The following is an 18,337-nucleotide window of genomic DNA, read 5'->3' as shown; positions in this document are numbered from 1 at the left end:
CTGAAATCATAACCAACAGTTGATATGTCGCAAGGTTCCTTTCCACACGTACGCCCACGCCGCCTGCGGGCATCGGCCGCCATTCGTGCCATGGTGTCAGAAACAACGCTGACCCCGGCCGACTTCATCGCGCCGCTGTTTGTGATGGAAGGGAAGGTCCAGCGCGACCCCATTACCTCCATGCCGGGCATCGACCGCCTGACCGTGGACCTGACCGTGCAGCACGTGAAGGAGTTGTACGCCGCCGGTGTGCGCTCGGTGCTGGTGTTCGTGAAAGTGCCCGACGCCAAGAAAGACCCCCTGGGCCGCGAAGCCGTGAACCCCAACGGCCTACTGCCCGAAACGGTAAAGGCTATCAAAGACGCCGTGCCCGAGATGTGCGTGATGACCGACGTGGCGCTGGACCCCTTCAACTCGGACGGGCATGACGGCATCGTGCGCGACGGCCGCATCGTGAACGACGAGAGCAGCCGCGTGCTGGCCGAAATGTCGCTGGTGCATGCCCAGGCCGGTGCCGACTTCGTAGCCCCCTCCGACATGATGGACGGACGCATCGCCACCATCCGGGCTGCGCTGGAACTGGCCGGCTTCACCGATGTGGGCATCATGGCCTACAGCGCCAAGTACGCCAGCTGTTTCTACGGCCCCTTCCGCGACGCACTGGACAGCGCCCCCGGGTTTGGCGACAAGAAGACCTACCAGATGGCGCCCGACAACCGCCGCGAAGCCCTGCGCGAAGTGCAGCTGGACGTGCAGGAAGGCGCCGACATCGTGATGGTGAAGCCGGGCCTGCCGTATCTTGACATCGTGCGGGAGGTGCGCGACAGCGTGCATGTGCCGGTGTCGGTGTACCAGGTGTCGGCGGAATACGCGATGATCAAGGCGGCAGCGGAGCGGGGCTGGCTGAACGAGCAGGCGGCCATGCTGGAAACGCTGACGGCCTTCAAGCGCGCCGGCGCCGACCTCATCGCCACGTACTTCGCCCTCGCCGCCGCAAGAACGATCGGCGGGTGAGTGGGGGGCTTTGTACCTCCTTTCGACGACGTAGGCTGAAGAGAATTGTCTGTGCTCCTGCCCATTGCGCGTGGAAGATTTCTTCGCTGCGCTCGAAATGACGTGCAGGGTAGGGGCTTGGCTGAGGACGCTGGGGGCGTTTGATGAGTCGGGTCGGGCGGCTCTACGCATCCCACAGGTAGTCCCGATGCATCGGGAGACGTGCAGGGGAGGGCGCTGGGGCGAGAAACAGCGCCCAACATACGAGCGGGTGGGGGTTTGTGCGTTACCCTGACAACATGGCCTACGACGAACAGAAACGCGTGATGGAACTGCTGGCCGAGTCGCTCATCCGGCAGGACCAGCTGATGGAGCTGATGCAGCAGCTGCGCGGCCAACAGCTTATCGTGAACGACAAGCTGGACACCGCCGACAGCACCTACGCCGACATTCTGCGCCGCCTCGTCAACATAGAGCGCCGACAGGACCAGCAGCAGCAGCTGATGGCACAACTGCTGGAGATACTGGCGGGCAAGTGGCCCGGCGACAGCGCCCAGCGCGACAACCTGCTGAAAGCCACCCGGCACCTGCTGCCCGGCCAGGCGGAAGACGCCCCGAAAGACTGATTTCCCGGCGGATTTACCTCCCCCCTTCGCCCTACTTTAGGGTGAAGCGCAGCTGTATGCCCCAGGCGATGAAGACGGTGGGGAAGGAGTTGGAGAGGACGGGACGATTGGAGGTGCGCTCGTAGTAGGCGCGGGCGGTGAGCTGGTCGGAGATGACGTAGTCGATGCTGGGCTTGAAGGTCCAGCTGGAGTTGCCCCCGGTGGGTTCGCGCTCGATGGTGCTGTCGAGACGGCGGTTCTCGGTGCGGGCATCGCGGAAGGTCATTTCCATGCGGACGGTGAAGTTGTTGCGCAGCTCGATGAGCTGGCCGAAGATGCTGATGGGCATCATGGGGCGGTCTTTCTTCCAGGCGAGGTTGAAGGTGAACTCGGTGTTGTTGGTCTCGGTGAGCTGAAGGGCACCGGTGTTGAGGAGGAGGGTGCGGCTCTGCTTGTAGTCGAGGAGGAGGGAGATTCCGTTCTGGAAGACGAGGTTGACGCCGAGCAGGGGCGCGAAGCTCTCGGAAATGAGGACACTCTGGACGACGTTGCGGGGCAGGAAGTTCTTCTGGGTGGTATCGGCGGGGACGGCTTCGAAGTTGTCGATAAAGCCATCGTTGTTGAGGTCCTGGGCGTTGAGGTTCTCGAGGAAGCTGGCGCTGTAGGTGCCGGTGTAGCGGTGGGTCAGGGTAACGGTTTTGAAGATGGTCTTCATGAACCAGAGGTCGGAGAGGCCGTTGTACTGGACGCTCCAGTTGGGGAGGGGAATCTCGGGGAAGCCGGAGAGGGGCACGCCCCCGACGGAGTAGGGGCCGTAGGCAGAGAGCAGTGCAGGGATGAGGACTTCCTGTGAACTGCCAGTGTAGCCGTTCCAGGTGCCATCGGCGAGCTGGCCGGAGATGGGTGAGCCAAGGTAGCCGCCGTTCTGGGCGCGGAGACGGTCGGAGATGATGACACGTGCGGCCTGGAACTCGGCAAAACGGTCGCCGAACATGGTGTGGGCACCGACGGTGGTGATGGTGTAGGTGCCACCGGAAATACGGTTGGAGACGAGGAAGTCGGCCTGGTTCTGATCGAAGGCAAAGACGCCGGAGAGATTGGAGGTTTTGGTGCGCTGGAGGTTGAGGTCGATGCGGAGGCCGCGGAAGGGCTCGAGGGCAGTGCGGCCAGTAATCTGCTCGTTACTGGTTTGGCCGAACTGGGCGGCAAGGCGTGGGTCTTTGGACACCCAGCCTCTGGCAATGGCAATGGCAAAGAAGCCCTCGCGGGTGAGGGTGGGCTGACCGCCGAAGACGAAGTCGAAGCCTGGGGCACGGAAGACCTCGCCGGTGCTGGGGTCGGTGTAGTCCATGTCGATGCCGAAGAGGTCGACACCGGGGAGGAAGCCGGGCAGGGTGGTGCCATCGGTGCGGGTGTAGCGCAGCTCTACCTGCTGAAGGGAGAAGAGGGTGCCAGCCATGCCTTTGCCGAAATTGCGAAGCGCAACACCGACGTCATCGCCGCGGCGGCGGAGGCTGTCGGCCTCGGAGTAGATGTTTCGGCGGGGTATGGGCTTGCGGATGCGGTCGATGGCTGGGAACTTCTTGTAGAACTTGGCGAAGTCGATGGTGAAGTCGCCGTTGAGGGTGCGGGAGTTGGTGATGGTGTTGCCGAGCGACTGACTTTGCAGGGGAGCTGTGACCCACTTGTAGTCGGCGGTGTAACCAAGTGTAGAGCTGAACCAGTTGAGAGGGCCGAAGTACTGGAAAGGAACCCTGTAGGTGGCCGTGAGAGTCTGGGTGAAGTCGATGGTCCGGCCGAAGTTGAGCCAGTTCCAGAAGTCGGTGCGGCCTACGTTGACGACGTTTGCCCAGAGGCTGTCGCGCTTGGCCGGGGAGTCGGCAGGGCCGCGGGGCTCATCCACCCGGGCGATGTCGGTGCCGGAATAGGTGAGGCCCAGGCTGCGGGTGAGGTCCCAGCGGACGTCGTAGCGGCGGGTGATGGTGAAGTTCTGAACGTAAGTGGCAGGCAGCAGGAAGTTGGTGCCTGCTACGGCGCGAAGTTTCTCTTCTTCATACTGGCGGTCGGCGTTGACGCTGAAGCTGATGGTCTGGGGCAGGAGGAAGAAATTGAACTCGGTGAGGAGGTTGCTTTTGTTGCTCTTGCCTTTGAAGGGCCGGTAGTTCTTCGGGTTGAAGCCGTGCTGATAAACAATGCTGGCGCTCTGCTGCTGCTGAATGCGGCGTTCGATTTGGGCGCTGCGGGTGAAGATTTCGGCGAAGGAGTAGCTGAAGGCCCAGTTCTCAATGTCCCAGAATTGGGCTTTCCCGGTGCCCTGGCGAATGCGGCGGACATTGTTGAGCGAGTAGCTGATGTTGCGGTTGTAGGCGACGCTCTGGGCATAGGCGATGTCGCGGCGGTCAGAAGGGGTGTTCTCCAGGAAGGTGGAGAGGCGGATATCGGGGTCGACGGGGTTGTACTTGGGCTCGATGAGGCGCTCGCCATAGGAGAAGGCGACGGGGATTTCGAGGCCGAGTTTCTTGGGAAGGAGGCGGCCCAGTTGCAGGGTGGTGGCGATGTCCCACTGCTTGCGGTAGTCGAGGGTTCGCTCGAAGATGCGTTTCTCGACAGAGCCGAAGCCTGGGGTGACGTATTGGCCGGAGAGCTGGAGGGTGCCGAGGTCGGCGAGGCGGAGGTTCATGCGCCCGGCTGCGGCCCAGCCAGGTTCGAGGTTATAGTCGGTGACGCGGAGCTCGTTGACCCAGACTTCGACGGAGAGCGGGGTTGCACTGGGGTCGCTAGGGTTTCGGATGCCGACCATGACGGTCTTGACGTTGTTGAGCAGGGGGTTACCCAGCACGGTGATGCGTCGGCCGTCGGGGGTGGTAATGGTGTAGCGCTGGTTGAAAGCCTGACCAGCGGCATTTCGCTGAACCTTGGCCGCGGCGAGGTCGTCGAAGCGGACGTTGAGCTCGTTCTCAGTGGGCCAGATGGCCTCGGGCGAGGCAGCACCGAGGGCACTGGGCGTGAGGGGGATTTCGTACTCGTAGTAGTTGTAGAGGTAGTCGGTGCCGAGGCGGACGAAGATGCGGGCGTCGCCGATGTTGTTGAGGGTGGGGGCAATGCCTTCGGCGTGTACCCACATGCGGATACGGTCGTAGAAGCGGAGGTCGAGCTGGACGTTCTTGAAGACAGCATGCGACTCGCCATCGGCGAGGTTCTGGACCTTTAGCTGGAGGGCCTGCTCGTTCTGGAGCTGGTTAGGGATGGGGCTGGAGGGCACGCCCTGACGCTGGATGCGCGGGGGCACGGTGTAGGGGAAGGGCGACTTGCTGGTGTTTTCCTCTACGTTGAGGGTGCCAAGGGAGAATTCGCTGCCAGTGCCGCCATTCATGCCATCGTCTTTGAAGGCGGTGGGATAGGTACGCCACTGGGTGCTGACAAGGCGGAGGGAGCCGAAGCGGAGGACAACAGGGTCGTTGAACCGGGTGAGGTACATCCGGATAAAGTCGATGGCCTTGAAGTCCTGTATGCCAAGGCGGGCGGTGCCAGCGGTGCGGATGGGGATGCGGAAGAGATACCATGTGGCGCTGCCGCGGGTGCCGTTCGGGAGGCTTACCTGGCGTATCTGCTTGTCGACGATGTGGTTCTGGCCGACGACAAGATCAGCAGGGCGCATGGAGATGCGGTATTCCCAGAAGCTCTCAGTGGTGTTGGGGGTGCCATCCTGGTTGAGGTCCTCGATGTCGGGGAGGAGCTTGCTGGCCCGGGAGAAACCGTCGACACCCTGCGAGACGGGGCTGTTGCCCTCAAGGCCGTTGAAGAGGCGGTAGCGGGTAAGGATGTCGGTGCCAGAGGGGAAGCCGTCGGTGAAGAACTGGAAATTGTCGGAGGAGGGGTCGGCCTGGAGCTGTGCCAGGGCATCGGGTGAGAGGCCGGCGGCAGCGGCAGCTGAGAGGAAGGTGCCGAAGTAGGCGGCTTCATCGGCGGCGCCAAGGCCATCGAGGCCGACGTCCTGAAACTGGCGAGCGGCGGGGTCGTTGTCGAAGGCGTTGGTACTGGCCTGGAGGGCGGGTACGCGGCCCCAGGGCGTGGTGACAAGGTTGGTGTTGGCGGCGTTGTTAAGGGCGTTGGTGGGCAGGCCGTTCTCAAAACTGAGGCGGTTGTCGGGCAGGATGTCCTCGGATACTTTGCCGAGGTTGAAGTAAAGGTCGCCGCCGACGGAGGAGGGGTTGCTCATGAAGGGGTCCATGACCCAGAACTCGAGGAACTCGAAGTTGGCAGCCTCGAAGTCGGTGTTGCCAGTGGTGCGGCGCATGATGCCACCCCAGTTGTCCTGTGGGTTGCGGAGGGTTCCGTCGGGGTTGAGGCGAGCGGCGGCGGCGGCGTAGTTATACTGTCCGCGGAGGGATGGCAGGTACTGGAGGTCGAAGGTCTGGAGGAAGTCGGTGACGGCGACGGTTCGGCCGGGGAAGACTTCGTTGATGGAGATGCGGCGCTGATAGTTGTCGTTGAGGGCGGCGCCGGTGCGGGACAGCCCGAAGTCCTGGGGCTGGTCGAAGAAGCGGGAGTCGATCTGGTACCAGGCGAGTCGAGCGCGGGTAAAGCCGCGGCGGAGACTGTCGGGGTTGCCGGGGTCAGGGTCTGGGATAGTGGGGGGCACGGAGGCGAGCACCCAGTTCTGTACCTGGGACGCAAGGTCGAGGGCGTTCTGTGCGCCTTCAAAATCGTCGATATAAGCAATGCCCTGTTCTTCGCCATTGGCAATCTGGCTGGGGAAACCTGGGCGTAACTGGGCAAACTCGCCAGAGATGTTGACCTGGCTTGGGGCGGAGGTGGAGTACCAGGGCAGGCGGTCGAGGAGGCGAGTAATCCAGCGCGACTGGCGGTTGTAGGTGCCATCGAGGCCCCAGAGGAGGTTGCTCATGGGTTCCTCGCCAATGACGACCTTGTTGATGAGAGGGCGCTCGTTGAGGTAAATGACAGTTCCGCCGAGGTTGAGATAGCGATTGACGCGGTAGTCGATGCGGGCGCCGACAAGGGTCTTCTGGTCAATGCCGAAAAGGGTGTTGCTCTCCCACTTGATGCTGATTTCCTGCGAGGTGTTCTGCATGGCGCGGCCCAGGAGGGTGACCTTGCCAATCTGGTAGTCGACTGTGTAGTCAACGCCTTCGACGAGGACGCCAGCACCAGCGGTGACGCGGACACTGCCGGGGACAATGAGCGCGGTGTTGAGAAAGACCTCGGTGCCGCCCGCCTGGCCGGTATAGGTGCCCCGGAACTTGAAGCGATCCTGCCGGGGAGAGAGGAAGACGGCGTCTGCCTGGGTCTGGCGGTAGAGCTGGCGAAAGGTGTAGAGGGAGTCTTCGGTGGGGCTGGCGATCTGGCGGCCGAGGTATTCGCCGAAGGGCTCGAGCACGGGGAACATGACGACGCCGCGCTCTGGGATGATAGAGATGCCGGGCAGCCAGTCGAAACGGTTGTCGGGCCCGCGCTCGCGGTTGTTGGTGAGGCGATCGAGGGCAAGAATCTGAATGAGAGGGCGGTTGGCTACGGCGCTGGTAGGCAGGTAGTTGATATCGCCTTTGCCATCGAAAGATTCGTAAACGACGTCGAGGCGGAAGTTGTCGGGGGCGATGGTTCCGTTGACGAGGGAATAGACGTTCTTCATCATGAGGTCCCAGGCGGGGTAGGGCCGGTTGTTGAGGACCGGACGTACAGCGCTGGGCTTCAGCATCTTGAGGAAGAGGACGTTGCTGTTGGTTCCGTCGGCGGGGACGTCATTGCTGAACTCACCGACCCGGTGGACGGTGGGGTCGCCCTTGACGGTGTACTCGTAGGCGACAAAGAGGACCTGGTTGGGCTGGAGCTTGATGCTGAGGCTGAGGAAGCCCAGCTGTGGGTGGAGGTAATACTCAGACTCGTTGAGGCGACGGAGGTTCTTGGTGAGTTCGAAGTCGGCGCCACCGCGGAGGGAGAGGCCGGGTAGGCCTTCGAGGGCATTGGTGGCCGTGGCATTGTCGCGGGAAGCAGGATTGGCGCGGACGAGGCTGTAGAGCTGGTTGCTGTTGTTGTCGGCGAAGATGGACGTCGGGTTGAGGGCGGCGTTGAAGAGCCGCGGGCCGTAGGTGGAGGCGTTGCGGCCTTCGCCAAGATCGACAAAACCAACGGCGTTGCGGGTGCCAGAGGTGCTGCTGGCGTTGAAGTTGGAGACCCAGACCTCGACGCGCGTGACGTTGATGGGAGAGAGGACGAGGGGTGGATTGGCGAGACTGCTTTCGTAGAGCGAGCGGAAGTACTGGTTGAGGAAGAAGTGGCGGTAGTCGTCGTACTCGCTGGCTTTCTTCAGGAACTCGGTGTTGGCGGTGCCGGGTCGAATGGTGATTTCGTTGGTTTTACCGCGCTGCTGGCTCACGACGCCAGTTACGGCAACCGGGCCGAACTGGAAGCCCATTTTTACGCCCCAGAGGTTCTGGCCGCCGGTGATCAGGGTACCATTGAGGGGGAGGGAGACGTTGCCGGCCTCGAGGGTGCGGAGTACGTCGTCTTCCTGGCCTACATACTCGACCTTGAACTGATTCTCGAAGTTGAACTGGGCCTCGGTGTCGTAGTTGGCACGGAATCGGAGGCGCTCCCCGATCTGGCCTGTGACGTTCATCTGGATCTGCTGGCGGAAATCGAAGAAAGTGTTTTCCTGCTGGCGGAGAGACAGAGAAGGGTTCTGGAGCCTGTTGGTACGGGAGGAGAGATCAAGGAGGGCGGTGATGTTGGGACGGATGTCTACACGGCCAGAGCCGAAGATGTCTTTGAAGAGGGCACTGTTGATGTTAAGTGCTGGGACGAGCCTGTCGCTGTTGCCCTGTGTGGCGCTGGTTTCGGCTTTGCGGCGGAAGTAGTCGGCACTCTGCTGTCTGAGGCGCAGGCGGCCATACTCTTCGCGGGTCATGTAGGTGGGAGGGCGGAGGTCGTACTTCCCGACGCGCTCGTAGACGTAATAGCCTTTTCCGTCGGGTGCGAGTTCGTAGATGGTTTGCGCGGCAGCGGGGCGGGGGCCATACATGGGGCTGACACGGTTGCGGCGGGAGGCGTCGTAGGGGCTGTCCATCCAGTCGTCGCCGCGGCCGTCGTAGCGTCGTGGTCGGGGGTCGGTGTCGCCTGGTGCCAGGAGCATGCTGGGCATGACGATACCGGGCAGGCCGAGGGTATCGGGGGGCGCGGGCGAGGCCCTGCGCATGGGCTTGCGAACCTGCGCTACAGGATGGGTGGGGACCTTCGGGGGGGCGATGCGCGTGAGCTGAACAAGCAGGGGCGCACTGTCCACGAGGGGCGCAACGAGCAGCAGAAGTGCTACGGCAACAAGCGTACGACAGAAGCGCGACAAAGCGTTGGCTCGGTTCAGGAGGCGGACAGGAAGAAGCCAGGGTTTAGCTGGCACAAATTCACAAGAGGGTAGAGGCTGTTGCGGTAGGCGCTGCGGGGAAAAAGGCCAATGCCAAATATAGGCTAAAAGGCTTACGCGAGCGCCTGTTTTTCTGTGAATTAACCCATGTTAGGGATGCACGAGGCTCAGCCGCGCAGGACAGCCTTGATGAGCAGGGCTGAGTCGGTGACGCCGGAGGCGATGAGGTCGTCGACTTTCTTCTCGATCTGGGCGCGGGCAAAGCCGAGGTTGGTGAGGGCAATGAGGACTTCCTCGCGGGGACCCATTGCGGGGGCGACTGTGCCCCGAATGGCGCCAGCGCCTGCGACAGTGGGGCCAAACTGGCCTTTCATTTTGTCCTTGAGTTCGAGGACAATGCGTTCGGCCGTCTTCTGGCCGATGCCTTTGATTTTCTTGAGGAGAGCGACGTCCTGGCGGGCGATGGTCTGTTCGAGTTCGGCGGGGGCGAGGGAGGAGAGGATGTTGAGGGCGGTGGAGCCGCCGACGCCAGAGACAGAAACGAGGAGTTCGAACAGGCCACGCTCTTTGGGGTCGTGGAAGCCGAAGAGCACCTGGCCGTCTTCCTTCACCTGAAAGTGGGTGTGGATGAGCGCCTCTTTCAGGTCTTTTACCGCGGTGTAGGTGTTGAGGGAAATCTTCACCAGATAGCCCACGCCGTGGCATTCTACTACCAAATGGGTGGGTTCTTTGACGGCGAGGAAGCCGGAAACATAGGCGATCATGACGGCGAAGTTACACGCAGTATGTATTTTAGCCTCTCCCCATCGTGATACGATCGATTCTGAATCAGGTGCGCCCGGCGCATGTTCTTACCGTAATCGGCATTGCGGTGGCAGGGGTGTCGTTGTGGCTGTCGAACCGGCTGGTGCAGGAACTGGTGGACGCCGAGCGTCGGCGTCTGGGGCTGTATGTGGAGGTGCTGAAGTACAACGCGACGGCCGACAACGGGGAGACGGAGTTCCTGTTCAACAACGTGATACGGCAGTCGAACGCGCTGATCAACGTGCCTACGATCATCACCGATACGACAGGTCTGATTGTGGCAGACAACCTGGACATTGGAGGCGATCCTTCGATGCGCCAACAGTTGGTGGAGCGTGAGCTGGCGGAGATGAAAGCCAACACCAGTCAGCGGCCTCTTGTCATTGAGTATGCTACAGGGCAATATCAGTATCTGTATTTCAGGGAGAACCGGACGATACGGCTGCTGCGGTACTTTCCGTATGTGACACTGCTGATAGTGACGCTGATTCTGGCAGGGGCGGTTTATAACTTCACGGTGTCGTTACGCGACCAGCAAAACCGTGTGTGGGCTGGGCTGGCGAAGGAAACCGCACACCAGCTTGGGACACCGATATCGGGGCTGATGGCGTGGATAGAACTGCTGCGGATGCGGATGGAGGACCAGGCGGCGACGGAGCAGGACACGGAGATTTTGCGCGAGATGGAGGCCGACGTACAGCACCTGCAGAATATTGCAGAGCGGTTCAGCAAGATTGGCTCTGAGCCCGAGCTGACGGTGCAGCCGATACAGCCGATACTGGAGCGGGCGGTACAATATGTGAAAGGCCGCCTGACGCGGAGCGCCAATTTTACGGTGCTGCTGACGAACGAACTGACGCCGGGCTTTCAGGTGGCGCTGAACGCCATTCTGTTTGAGTGGGTGGTGGAGAACCTGATGAAGAACGCGCTGGACGCCATGGCCGGGCAGAAGCAGGGAGCGATAGTGCTGCGGGCCAAGCTGAAAGGGCGGCTGGTGGAGATAGACGTGGAAGACACCGGCAAAGGCATACAGAAGCAGCACCTGAAAGACGTGTTCAAGCCTGGGTTTACGACAAAGAAGCGGGGCTGGGGGCTGGGGCTGAGCCTGTCGCGGCGGATCATCCAGAACTACCACAAGGGCAAAATATTCGTGCGGCGGTCAGAGCCTGGTCGAGGGACGACCTTCCGGATTCTGCTGCCGGTTACAGACCAGACGCAGCGGTCTGTAACACAGGAAAGTACGACCCCGGCGCAGGTTGTCTGATATCGGCGAAACCTGTTACCTTTGCGGCCCGCCTGCGCTGCCACAAGCCAAATGCCTTGTTAACACAAGGGATTTGGGGCTGTCGACAGGCACTATCCGACCCCGTTCCTACGTACTAGAAAGAGCATGCTGACCCGCCGCCAGATTCGAGTAAAGGTATTGCAGGCGTACTATGCGCTGCTGAGTTCCGGCAACACGGCCGGCGACGTGTTCAACCAACTGTTGGACCCGGACTACCGTGAGCTGCGCTCGGCGATGGCCAAGACGCCCGCAGAAGACGGGGAAGATGATGCGGTATTTCTGCGGGAGCTGTACTTCGGTACGCACGCCCACCAGCAGGAGTACGAAGACCTGGTAGGCAGCTGTCTGGAGAACTGGGACCTGTCGCGGATCGCGATGATAGACCGGATTATCCTGATTCTGGGCATCCAGGAAATGTTGCACTGCCAGACGATACCGGTGAAAGTAACGATCAACGAGTATCTTGACATCGCTAAAAATTACAGCACGGAGAAGAGCAGTCAGTTTGTGAACGGCATTCTTGACAAATTGCACAAGCAACTGAAAGAGGCGAACCGGATAGTGAAAACGGGACGCGGTCTGATTGACCCGTCGCCGAAGCCGGAGACGCCCTCGCTGCCTGCCTGACGAACCCCCTCTAAACTGCGCACCCTATGAAATCGAGCACCCGCACTTTCATTGCCTTTCTGTCTGGTATAGCCGTAGGCGCCGCCGCCGGCATTCTGTTTGCCCCCGACAGCGGCAAGAACACCCGCGACAAGCTGAGCTACAAGCTGGACAAATACCTGACCAAGCTGCGCGAAATGCTGGGTCAGGAGAAGTCGGGTGAAAACTTCAGCGAAAGCTACACGCCCGCCGACATTTCGCGGCAGGACCGCAAGAAAGCGGAAGACCTGCTGAAGGAGGTGGAGTCGTTGCTGGACGACATCAAGCAGAACCCCCAAGGCTGATAACAGCCCCCTCTACAACCGATACACTTCGAAGAACAATAACTATGCTCCGTTCCATAGCCCTGGTGCTGGCCGCTGGCATGCTGTTGGCCGCCTGCAACAAGCCAGTAGAACAGGCCCAGACCCCAGTGTCGCAGGCCGCTTACTCTGATCTGGCGGCCGCTGATTCGCTGCCTCCGACCGAAGTGACCTTTGACCGGACCGAATACAACTTCGGCAAAATTGGCGAAGGCGAGAAGATCATGTACACCTTCAAGTTCAAGAACACGGGCAGCCAGCCGCTGCAGATACTGGGTGTGAAGCCCAGCTGTGGCTGCACGGCCCCCGACTGGACGCGCGAAGCCGTGGCTCCTGGGGCAGAAGGGTACATCAAATTTGAGTTTGACAGCCGCGGGCGCGTAGGCATGCAGAAGAAGCAGCTGATCGTAACGGCCAACACGAAGCAGAAGACGCACATTCTGATGTTCAGCGGCGAAGTGCTGGCTGCGACAAGTCAACCTTCCTGATATTTGCTACTTCCCAACAACACAATGACTCTCAACTGGATTATACTGCAAGCAGCCCCCGCGGGCGGCAGCAGCTGGGTGAGCCTGGCTTTCCCGGTGCTTATCTTCGTAGTAATGTATTTCATGCTGATTCGCCCGCAGCAGCAGCGTGCGAAGAAGGAGAAACTCTTCCGTGAAGGCCTGAAGAAGGGCGACAAGGTGATTACGATTGGCGGCCTGCACGGCGTGATCAAGGAGATAGAGGATAAGACGGTGCTGCTCGAAGCCGACAGCGTGAAGCTGCGGTTCGACAAAGCAGCAATCCGTGAGTTGGCCAACCCGGAGCAGAGCCAGCAGAGCTGAGTTTAGCGACCCCGTACCCTCCCGAAGGCGATGACGAGTACTACCTTCCGCTTCGACCGCGATAAGGTATTCCGCATCGCCTTCGCGCTTTTGGTGGCGTCGAGCCTGTGGCTTGTAGTACGGATGCGGCGCGAATACCGGACGACGGTGGCGGTGCCGGTGAAGTATGAGAACCTGCCGACGACACTGAAGCTGTCGCAGCCGCTACCACAGCGGCTGTTTGTGTCTACCAGTGGGGTGGGACACAAGCTGATGCTACAGGCACTGACGGTGAAAAACGATACCTTTCGGGTGGACCTGGCCCTGGCAGTTGCCCGTGGCTACCTGCTGACCGACCAGCTGCGGGGCCCGCTGGAAGAGGCGCTGGGTATGCGTGTGACGACGATACTGCCAGACAGCCTGCAACTGCAGTTTGAAGAAAAGATACGGAAGCGGCTTCCGGTGGTGTTGAAAGGGCAACTGCGGCCGGCGGATGGGTTTGAGTTTCTGGACCCGCCCATTACCGTGCCCGACACAGTGGAAGTAACAGGGACGCGGCGGGAGATAGAGGCGCTGGCAGGGTGGCCAACGGAAGCTTTTGCCCAAGGCGATGTACAGGGGGCATTTCAACGGGTGGTAGACCTGAAACCGAGCGAAGATCTGCTGGTGAGCCCCACGGCGGTGGAGGTGCGTGCCGAAGCAGCGCGGTTTACCGAAGGCAGAATGGAGGTGCCAGTGCGCAAGATTGGCATACCGCAGGGTGCAATGGTACGCCTGGGCAGCGAGTCGGTGTACGTGCGGTTTCTGGTACCGTTTGACCGCTTTGAGCAGGTGCGTGCCGAAGACTTTGAGGTGACGGTAGACCTTTCGCAAGTAACCGACGAGACGGAAGTGTTGGTGCCGAAGCTGGTGCGGCGGCCCCCCGTAGTTCGGAGTGTGGTGATAGAAACGGCGGCACTGTCGTTCGTTATTACGCGGCGCCGATGAAGAAGATCGGTATAACGGGAGGCATCGGCAGCGGCAAGAGCTATGTATGTGGCCTATTGGAACAGCGTGGCTACCCGGTGTACTATGCCGATGCGCGCGCCAAAGCCCTGTACACAGAGAGTGCTGAGCTGAAGCGGCAGATGCTGGCGGTTTTTGGGCCGGAAGTGTACCAGACCGACGGCAGCCTGAACCGCGGGTGGCTGGCCGAGCGTGTGTTCCCAAATCCAGAAGAACTGAAGAAGCTGAACGGCATTGTGCACCCGGCGGTGGCGCTGGATGGCGAACGGTGGTTTGCGGCGCAGGAAGCGCAGGGTGCAAAGGCGGCGTTCTATGAAGCGGCGCTGCTGTTTGAGATAGATGCGCGGGCGCGGTTTGATGCGCTGGTGCTGGTGACAGCGCCGGAAGAACTGCGGGTGCAGCGCGTGGTAGCCCGTGATGGGCTGACGCCCGAAGAGGTGCGGCACCGCATGGCCCGGCAGTGGGCTGATGCCCGAAAGCGTGAGCTTGCCGATTTTGTAATCGAGAACGACGGGCGCGACCTCACGCCCCAGCTGGAAGCACTGCTGGCGCGATACGGCGGTTAACGCTCGGGTCTCAGAGGCGGATGCCGATGACCAGGATGTCGTCTACCTGGGCACGCATGCCTTTCCACTCCTCAATGCGGGTGTCGAGAATCTGGCGCTGCTCTTCCATGGGCAGCTGATGGATTTCGTGGAGGAGGTTCTTGAGGTTCTTGACCATGAACTTCTTGCCGCGCTCGCCGCCAAACTGGTCGCCGTAGCCGTCGGAGAAGGTGTAGAAGACGTCGCCGGGGAGGTAGGAGATGGTGTGGGGGGTGAAGGGGGTACGGTCTTCGTACTGGGCACCGCCGATGGGGAACTTGTCGCCGTCGATCTCGACCATTTCTCCATTGCGGATGTGGAGGAGTGGGCGGTTGGCGGCGGCAAAGATGAGTTCCTGTCGTGCGGGGTCGAGACGCAGGAGGGCGATTTCCATACCGTCCTTTGTTTTGGCCCCTGCTTCTTTCTGGCGCAGGGTTTCCTGCACCTTCAGGTGCAGGGTATCGAGCATCTGTCCGGGCTCGCGGAGGCCCATTTCGCCGATGATCTGGTTCAGGAGGGAGTTGCCCATAACGGACATGATGGCGCCGGGCACGCCGTGGCCGGTACAGTCGGCTCCGACAAGGTAGAGGTAAGGGTCGCGGCGGGAGAACCAGTAGAAGTCGCCGGAGACGATGTCGCGGGGCTTGAAGAGGACAAAGCTGGCGGGAAACCAGTGTGCGATTTCGGTGTGCTGCGGCAGGAAGGCCTCCTGTATGCGCTTGGCATAGGTAATGGAGTCCATGATGTCCTGGTTCTTCTCTTCAATCTCGTGGTAGGCGGCTTCGAGGTTCTCATTGGTGGCCTTGATTTCCTCGTAGGCGTTCTCGATTTCGGCGTTTTTGAGCTTGATTTCCTCGTTGGCCTGCTCGATTTCCTCTTTCTGGCGGACGACCTCGGCGGTGCGCTCTACCACTTTCTGTTCCAGCACACGCTTTTCGGCTTCGAGCTGCGAGAGCCGCCAGCGTACGAACAGATAGACCAAGCCGCCGGCTGCCAGCACATAGAGCGTATAGGCCCACCAGGTGCGGTACCAAGGGGGTAGAATGACGAAGGCGTATTCGCCGACTTCTGACTCCTGCCCATAGATGTTGCGTGCCTGCACCTTGAAGGTGTACTCGCCCTCGGGGAGGTTGGTGTAGCCGCGCTCGGTGCGGGTGTCCCAGGCGGACCAGTCGTCTTCGAAGCCGACGAGACGCCAGCGGTAGAGGTTGCCCTTGCCGTCGTCGAGAAGGTCGAAGCTGAGGGCGCCGAAAGTGAAGGTGAGGTTGTTGTCGGCGTAGAGGAGTTCGGGGAAGGTTTCCTGAAAGGCAATGCCGGAGCTGTCGCCTGGGAAGCCTGCACCCGCGAAGAGGAGGGAGTCGTTGGCCGTGACGCCGAGGACGGCGGTGGTGAAGGCGGCCTTCCAGCGCTTGGGCAGGTCGGGGTTGTAGCGGATGATACCGTCGTCGCCGCCGATCCAGACGACAGGGGGATTGGCCTCGGAAGCGGGATCGGGATAGATGAAGCGGGTGGCGAAATAATTGAGGCGGGTGAGCTCGGAGCGTTTGACCCGGAAGGTGTTTTGCGGGCCTGGGGTGGCAATCATGAGCTCGATGTCGGCATCGGGGTGGTTAGGGCCTGCACGTAGCCAGATGCGTTCGCCGGAGGGTTCGGGGTAGAGGAAGGAGACGGTGTGGGAGCTGTCGGCATATTCTTTACCGAAAGCTGGATCCGGGATAAAGCGGCGGCGGGCGGGGTCCCAGCGGCGGAGGCCGAAAGTGCCTGCAAGAAGCGTTTGTCCGCGGAGGCGGAAGGCCAGGGCATTGGGGTCGGAGAAGCCCATTTCGGGGGTGATGGGCGTTACGGAGGGCTCGGGCGTGTTGAGGTTGACATGCAGGAGCGTTTGTTGACCGTCGCCAAGCCAGAGTACGCCATCTTCGGCGGGTGTGATGCGGCGGACCGGGATTTCCACGCCGGGCAGCATGGCTGGCACTGACCAGTGCCGGCCATCGTAGGCAGCGATGCCCAGACCGGTGGCCAGGCCCACGAGTACGCGGTCGTCGCTGTCCTGGTAGAGGCTGAAGGCATTGACGTTCTGGCCGTTGATGTAGATGAGGTGGGGCTGGTCGTTGTGGAGCTCCATAAGGCCGGCTGTAGTAGCGGCGAGCAGGGTTCCTTTTGCCTCCAGCAGCTGCCATACCTGGGTATTGATACCCTTGAGTGGCTGCCAGCGGGCGGGCATGCCGGGTGCCGCGGGAATCATGCGGAAAAGCCCCACAGAGGTGCCTGCATAGAGCGTGCCTTTGTGCCGCACCATGCTGTAGACGTTACCCAACAGACCAGCTTCCTGCCCAAAGCGGGTAAAGGGAGAAGGAAGCTCTACGTGGGCGAGGCCCTTGTCGAGGGCCAGCCAGAGGGAGCCTTGACGGTCGGGCAGGAGGTAGTGTACGTTGTTGTCGAGCAGCCCTGTTTCAGTATTGATGACCTGCACGATGGCCCCTGCGCGGTTGATAACGATGACGCCGCCACGGAGGGTGGCGAAGGCAAAGAGACCACCGGGAAGGGCTGTGCCATGGTACACCTGGGCGGTGTCGAGAAAGGCGGCGGCAGGACTGGGGAAGGGCATGAACCCTTCGGTACCGAGGACCAGCAGCCCCAGTTTGCGGGTGCCAAGCAGTACCCGCTCGTCGTCGTACCGGACGATGGCGTCGAGGCGTTCGCCCGCAAAGACTTCACCTCCAGGAACGGGAATCAGGCGGCCATCGATGATGCGCTGGAGGCCCACGCCGATTTCTCGAACATATGGAATGCCGCCTACTACAAAAAAGGTGTGAAAGGCGTCGGAGCCGTCGCGGGTGCGCCAGACCTTGATATCAGTGCCTACCTCGGTTTCGGCATAGCGTACGATGTGGGTGCCGATGTTGAGGTAGACGTACTGGTCGGTGGTATGGATCTGCCAGACATTCTGAAAGTTCTGGAGAGAGTCGGGGAGGTCGTCGCGGAGGGATGAGAAGAAATAGGAACCAGTGGCAGTAGGCCTGAGGACGCCAAATTCGCCCTCTGCGCCTACATATATAAAGCCACGATCGTTAATGGCGAGGCCGCGTACCTTACGCCCTGCTACGGGGACGCGTTGCCATTGCTGCTGTCCATTGTAGATGACAACGCCATTGTTGTTGGCGAAGTAAAGGGTGCCCCGGCGGTCTTGCACCGCTCCCCAGTTTTGGGCGTCTTCGCGGTATTCTTTCGGGGAGAAATTGCGCAGAAAGGGGCGTCCGGCCTCGGAAGGCTGTGCCCACAGGTATGTGGGGCCGCAAATGAGACAGAGTAAGACAGCCAGCAGAGGGGCAACAGAGGACTTTGCCATGGTGCAAATTAACCAATCGGGCCAAGGGGCCAAGGATTGGAGGCAAGCGCTGTGCCAGTATAGGGCTGGCCGGAGTGGTCAGCGGGCAAAAATGCGGCGATAGATGGGTTTGCGCAGGGCAAACTGGAGCCACATGGCTGGGTAGAGCAGGGGGGTGAGCCAGCGCCAGCCCGCCTGGAACTCGATGTCATCGATAATGATGCTGGAGCCATCGGGCTGGGGCAAAATGCGGTGGCTGTGGTGCCAACTGGAGAGAAAGAAGGGCAGTGTGGTGCCAACGTCGGTGAAACGCCATTCGTCGGGGCCAGTCTGGTATTCGGTGATGTGGCTTATCCAGAGTTGCGTGAAGAGCAGGAAAGAGAGGCGGATGTGGACCTGGTGGCCAGGGAGGTTGCCGTCGTAGCGGAGGAGGGTTACCTTTGGGAAGGGCGGTGCGAGGCGCTGAAAGAGCTGCTGATTGAAACCAGCGAAGACCTGTGGGGCGGACTGGCCGACGTGAGTGGAGAGGCGTAAGTGCATGTAGCGATGTGCAGGAGGCAAAAGAATAAGGGCTGAAAGGC

General features: G+C 61.0%; 13 protein-coding genes. 9 read left to right on the top strand and 4 right to left on the bottom strand.

What is annotated here, in order from left to right; translation table 11 throughout:
• The first annotated feature begins 24 nt into the window (after window positions 1-24).
• Together hemB and AC2D8O_RS12705 are read left to right on the top strand one after the other, a co-directional pair.
• Window positions 25-1,014, top strand: a complete 990-nt coding sequence (hemB, locus tag AC2D8O_RS12710) for a porphobilinogen synthase (RefSeq protein ID WP_484679208.1) — start codon at window positions 25-27, stop codon at window positions 1,012-1,014.
• Between the two features lie 278 nt (window positions 1,015-1,292).
• A complete protein-coding gene (locus AC2D8O_RS12705) occupies window positions 1,293-1,619 on the top strand; it encodes a hypothetical protein (RefSeq protein WP_484679207.1) in 327 nt (108 codons plus the stop codon).
• A 31-nt stretch (window positions 1,620-1,650) separates the two neighbouring features.
• On the opposite strand, the gene sov is transcribed toward AC2D8O_RS12705, so the two are convergent.
• Window positions 1,651-9,012 carry a T9SS outer membrane translocon Sov/SprA gene (gene sov, locus AC2D8O_RS12700; protein ID WP_484679206.1) on the bottom strand — a complete coding sequence of 2,454 codons (7,362 nt, stop codon included), beginning with the start codon at window positions 9,010-9,012 and terminating at the stop codon, window positions 1,651-1,653.
• Window positions 9,013-9,143: 131 nt separating this feature from the next.
• Window positions 9,144-9,740 carry a Holliday junction branch migration protein RuvA gene (gene ruvA / locus AC2D8O_RS12695; protein WP_484679205.1) on the bottom strand — a complete coding sequence of 199 codons (597 nt, stop codon included), beginning with the start codon at window positions 9,738-9,740 and terminating at the stop codon, window positions 9,144-9,146.
• A 44-nt stretch (window positions 9,741-9,784) separates the two neighbouring features.
• On the opposite strand from ruvA, the gene AC2D8O_RS12690 reads away from it, so the two are divergent.
• From AC2D8O_RS12690 to coaE, 7 genes are all read left to right on the top strand, one after another.
• Window positions 9,785-11,044, top strand: a complete 1,260-nt coding sequence (locus AC2D8O_RS12690; protein ID WP_484679204.1) for a sensor histidine kinase — start codon at window positions 9,785-9,787, stop codon at window positions 11,042-11,044.
• 126 nt (window positions 11,045-11,170) lie between these two features.
• Window positions 11,171-11,692, top strand: a complete 522-nt coding sequence (gene nusB / locus AC2D8O_RS12685) for a transcription antitermination factor NusB (RefSeq protein WP_484679203.1) — start codon at window positions 11,171-11,173, stop codon at window positions 11,690-11,692.
• A gap of 26 nt (window positions 11,693-11,718) precedes the next feature.
• Window positions 11,719-12,015, top strand: coding sequence for a YtxH domain-containing protein (locus tag AC2D8O_RS12680; RefSeq protein ID WP_484679202.1), 297 nt, complete (start codon window positions 11,719-11,721; stop codon window positions 12,013-12,015).
• Window positions 12,016-12,059: 44 nt separating this feature from the next.
• The gene (locus AC2D8O_RS12675; RefSeq protein WP_484679201.1) at window positions 12,060-12,521 is read left to right on the top strand and encodes a DUF1573 domain-containing protein; all 462 of its coding nucleotides are present in this window, start codon (window positions 12,060-12,062) and stop codon (window positions 12,519-12,521) included.
• Between the two features lie 24 nt (window positions 12,522-12,545).
• Window positions 12,546-12,863, top strand: a complete 318-nt coding sequence (gene yajC / locus AC2D8O_RS12670; RefSeq protein ID WP_484679200.1) for a preprotein translocase subunit YajC — start codon at window positions 12,546-12,548, stop codon at window positions 12,861-12,863.
• 30 nt (window positions 12,864-12,893) lie between these two features.
• Window positions 12,894-13,829, top strand: coding sequence for a YbbR-like domain-containing protein (locus tag AC2D8O_RS12665; RefSeq protein WP_484679199.1), 936 nt, complete (start codon window positions 12,894-12,896; stop codon window positions 13,827-13,829).
• On the top strand, window positions 13,826-14,413 hold the full coding sequence (gene coaE / locus AC2D8O_RS12660; RefSeq protein ID WP_484679198.1) for a dephospho-CoA kinase: 588 nt from the start codon (window positions 13,826-13,828) through the stop codon (window positions 14,411-14,413). The genes AC2D8O_RS12665 and coaE overlap by 4 nt, the downstream gene beginning before the upstream one ends.
• A 10-nt stretch (window positions 14,414-14,423) precedes the next feature.
• On the opposite strand, the gene AC2D8O_RS12655 is transcribed toward coaE, so the two are convergent.
• Together AC2D8O_RS12655 and AC2D8O_RS12650 are read right to left on the bottom strand one after the other, a co-directional pair.
• Window positions 14,424-17,777 (bottom strand): SpoIIE family protein phosphatase, encoded by a 3,354-nt coding sequence (locus AC2D8O_RS12655; protein WP_484679197.1) that lies wholly within the window; start codon window positions 17,775-17,777, stop codon window positions 14,424-14,426.
• Between the two features lie 78 nt (window positions 17,778-17,855).
• Entirely contained in the window at window positions 17,856-18,296 is a 441-nt protein-coding gene (locus AC2D8O_RS12650; RefSeq protein ID WP_484679196.1) for an SRPBCC family protein, read from the bottom strand.
• Between the last annotated feature and the right edge of the window lie 41 nt (window positions 18,297-18,337).

The organism is Pontibacter sp. T17 (assembly GCF_057219875.1).
This window is presented reverse-complemented; position numbering and strand designations above follow the sequence as displayed.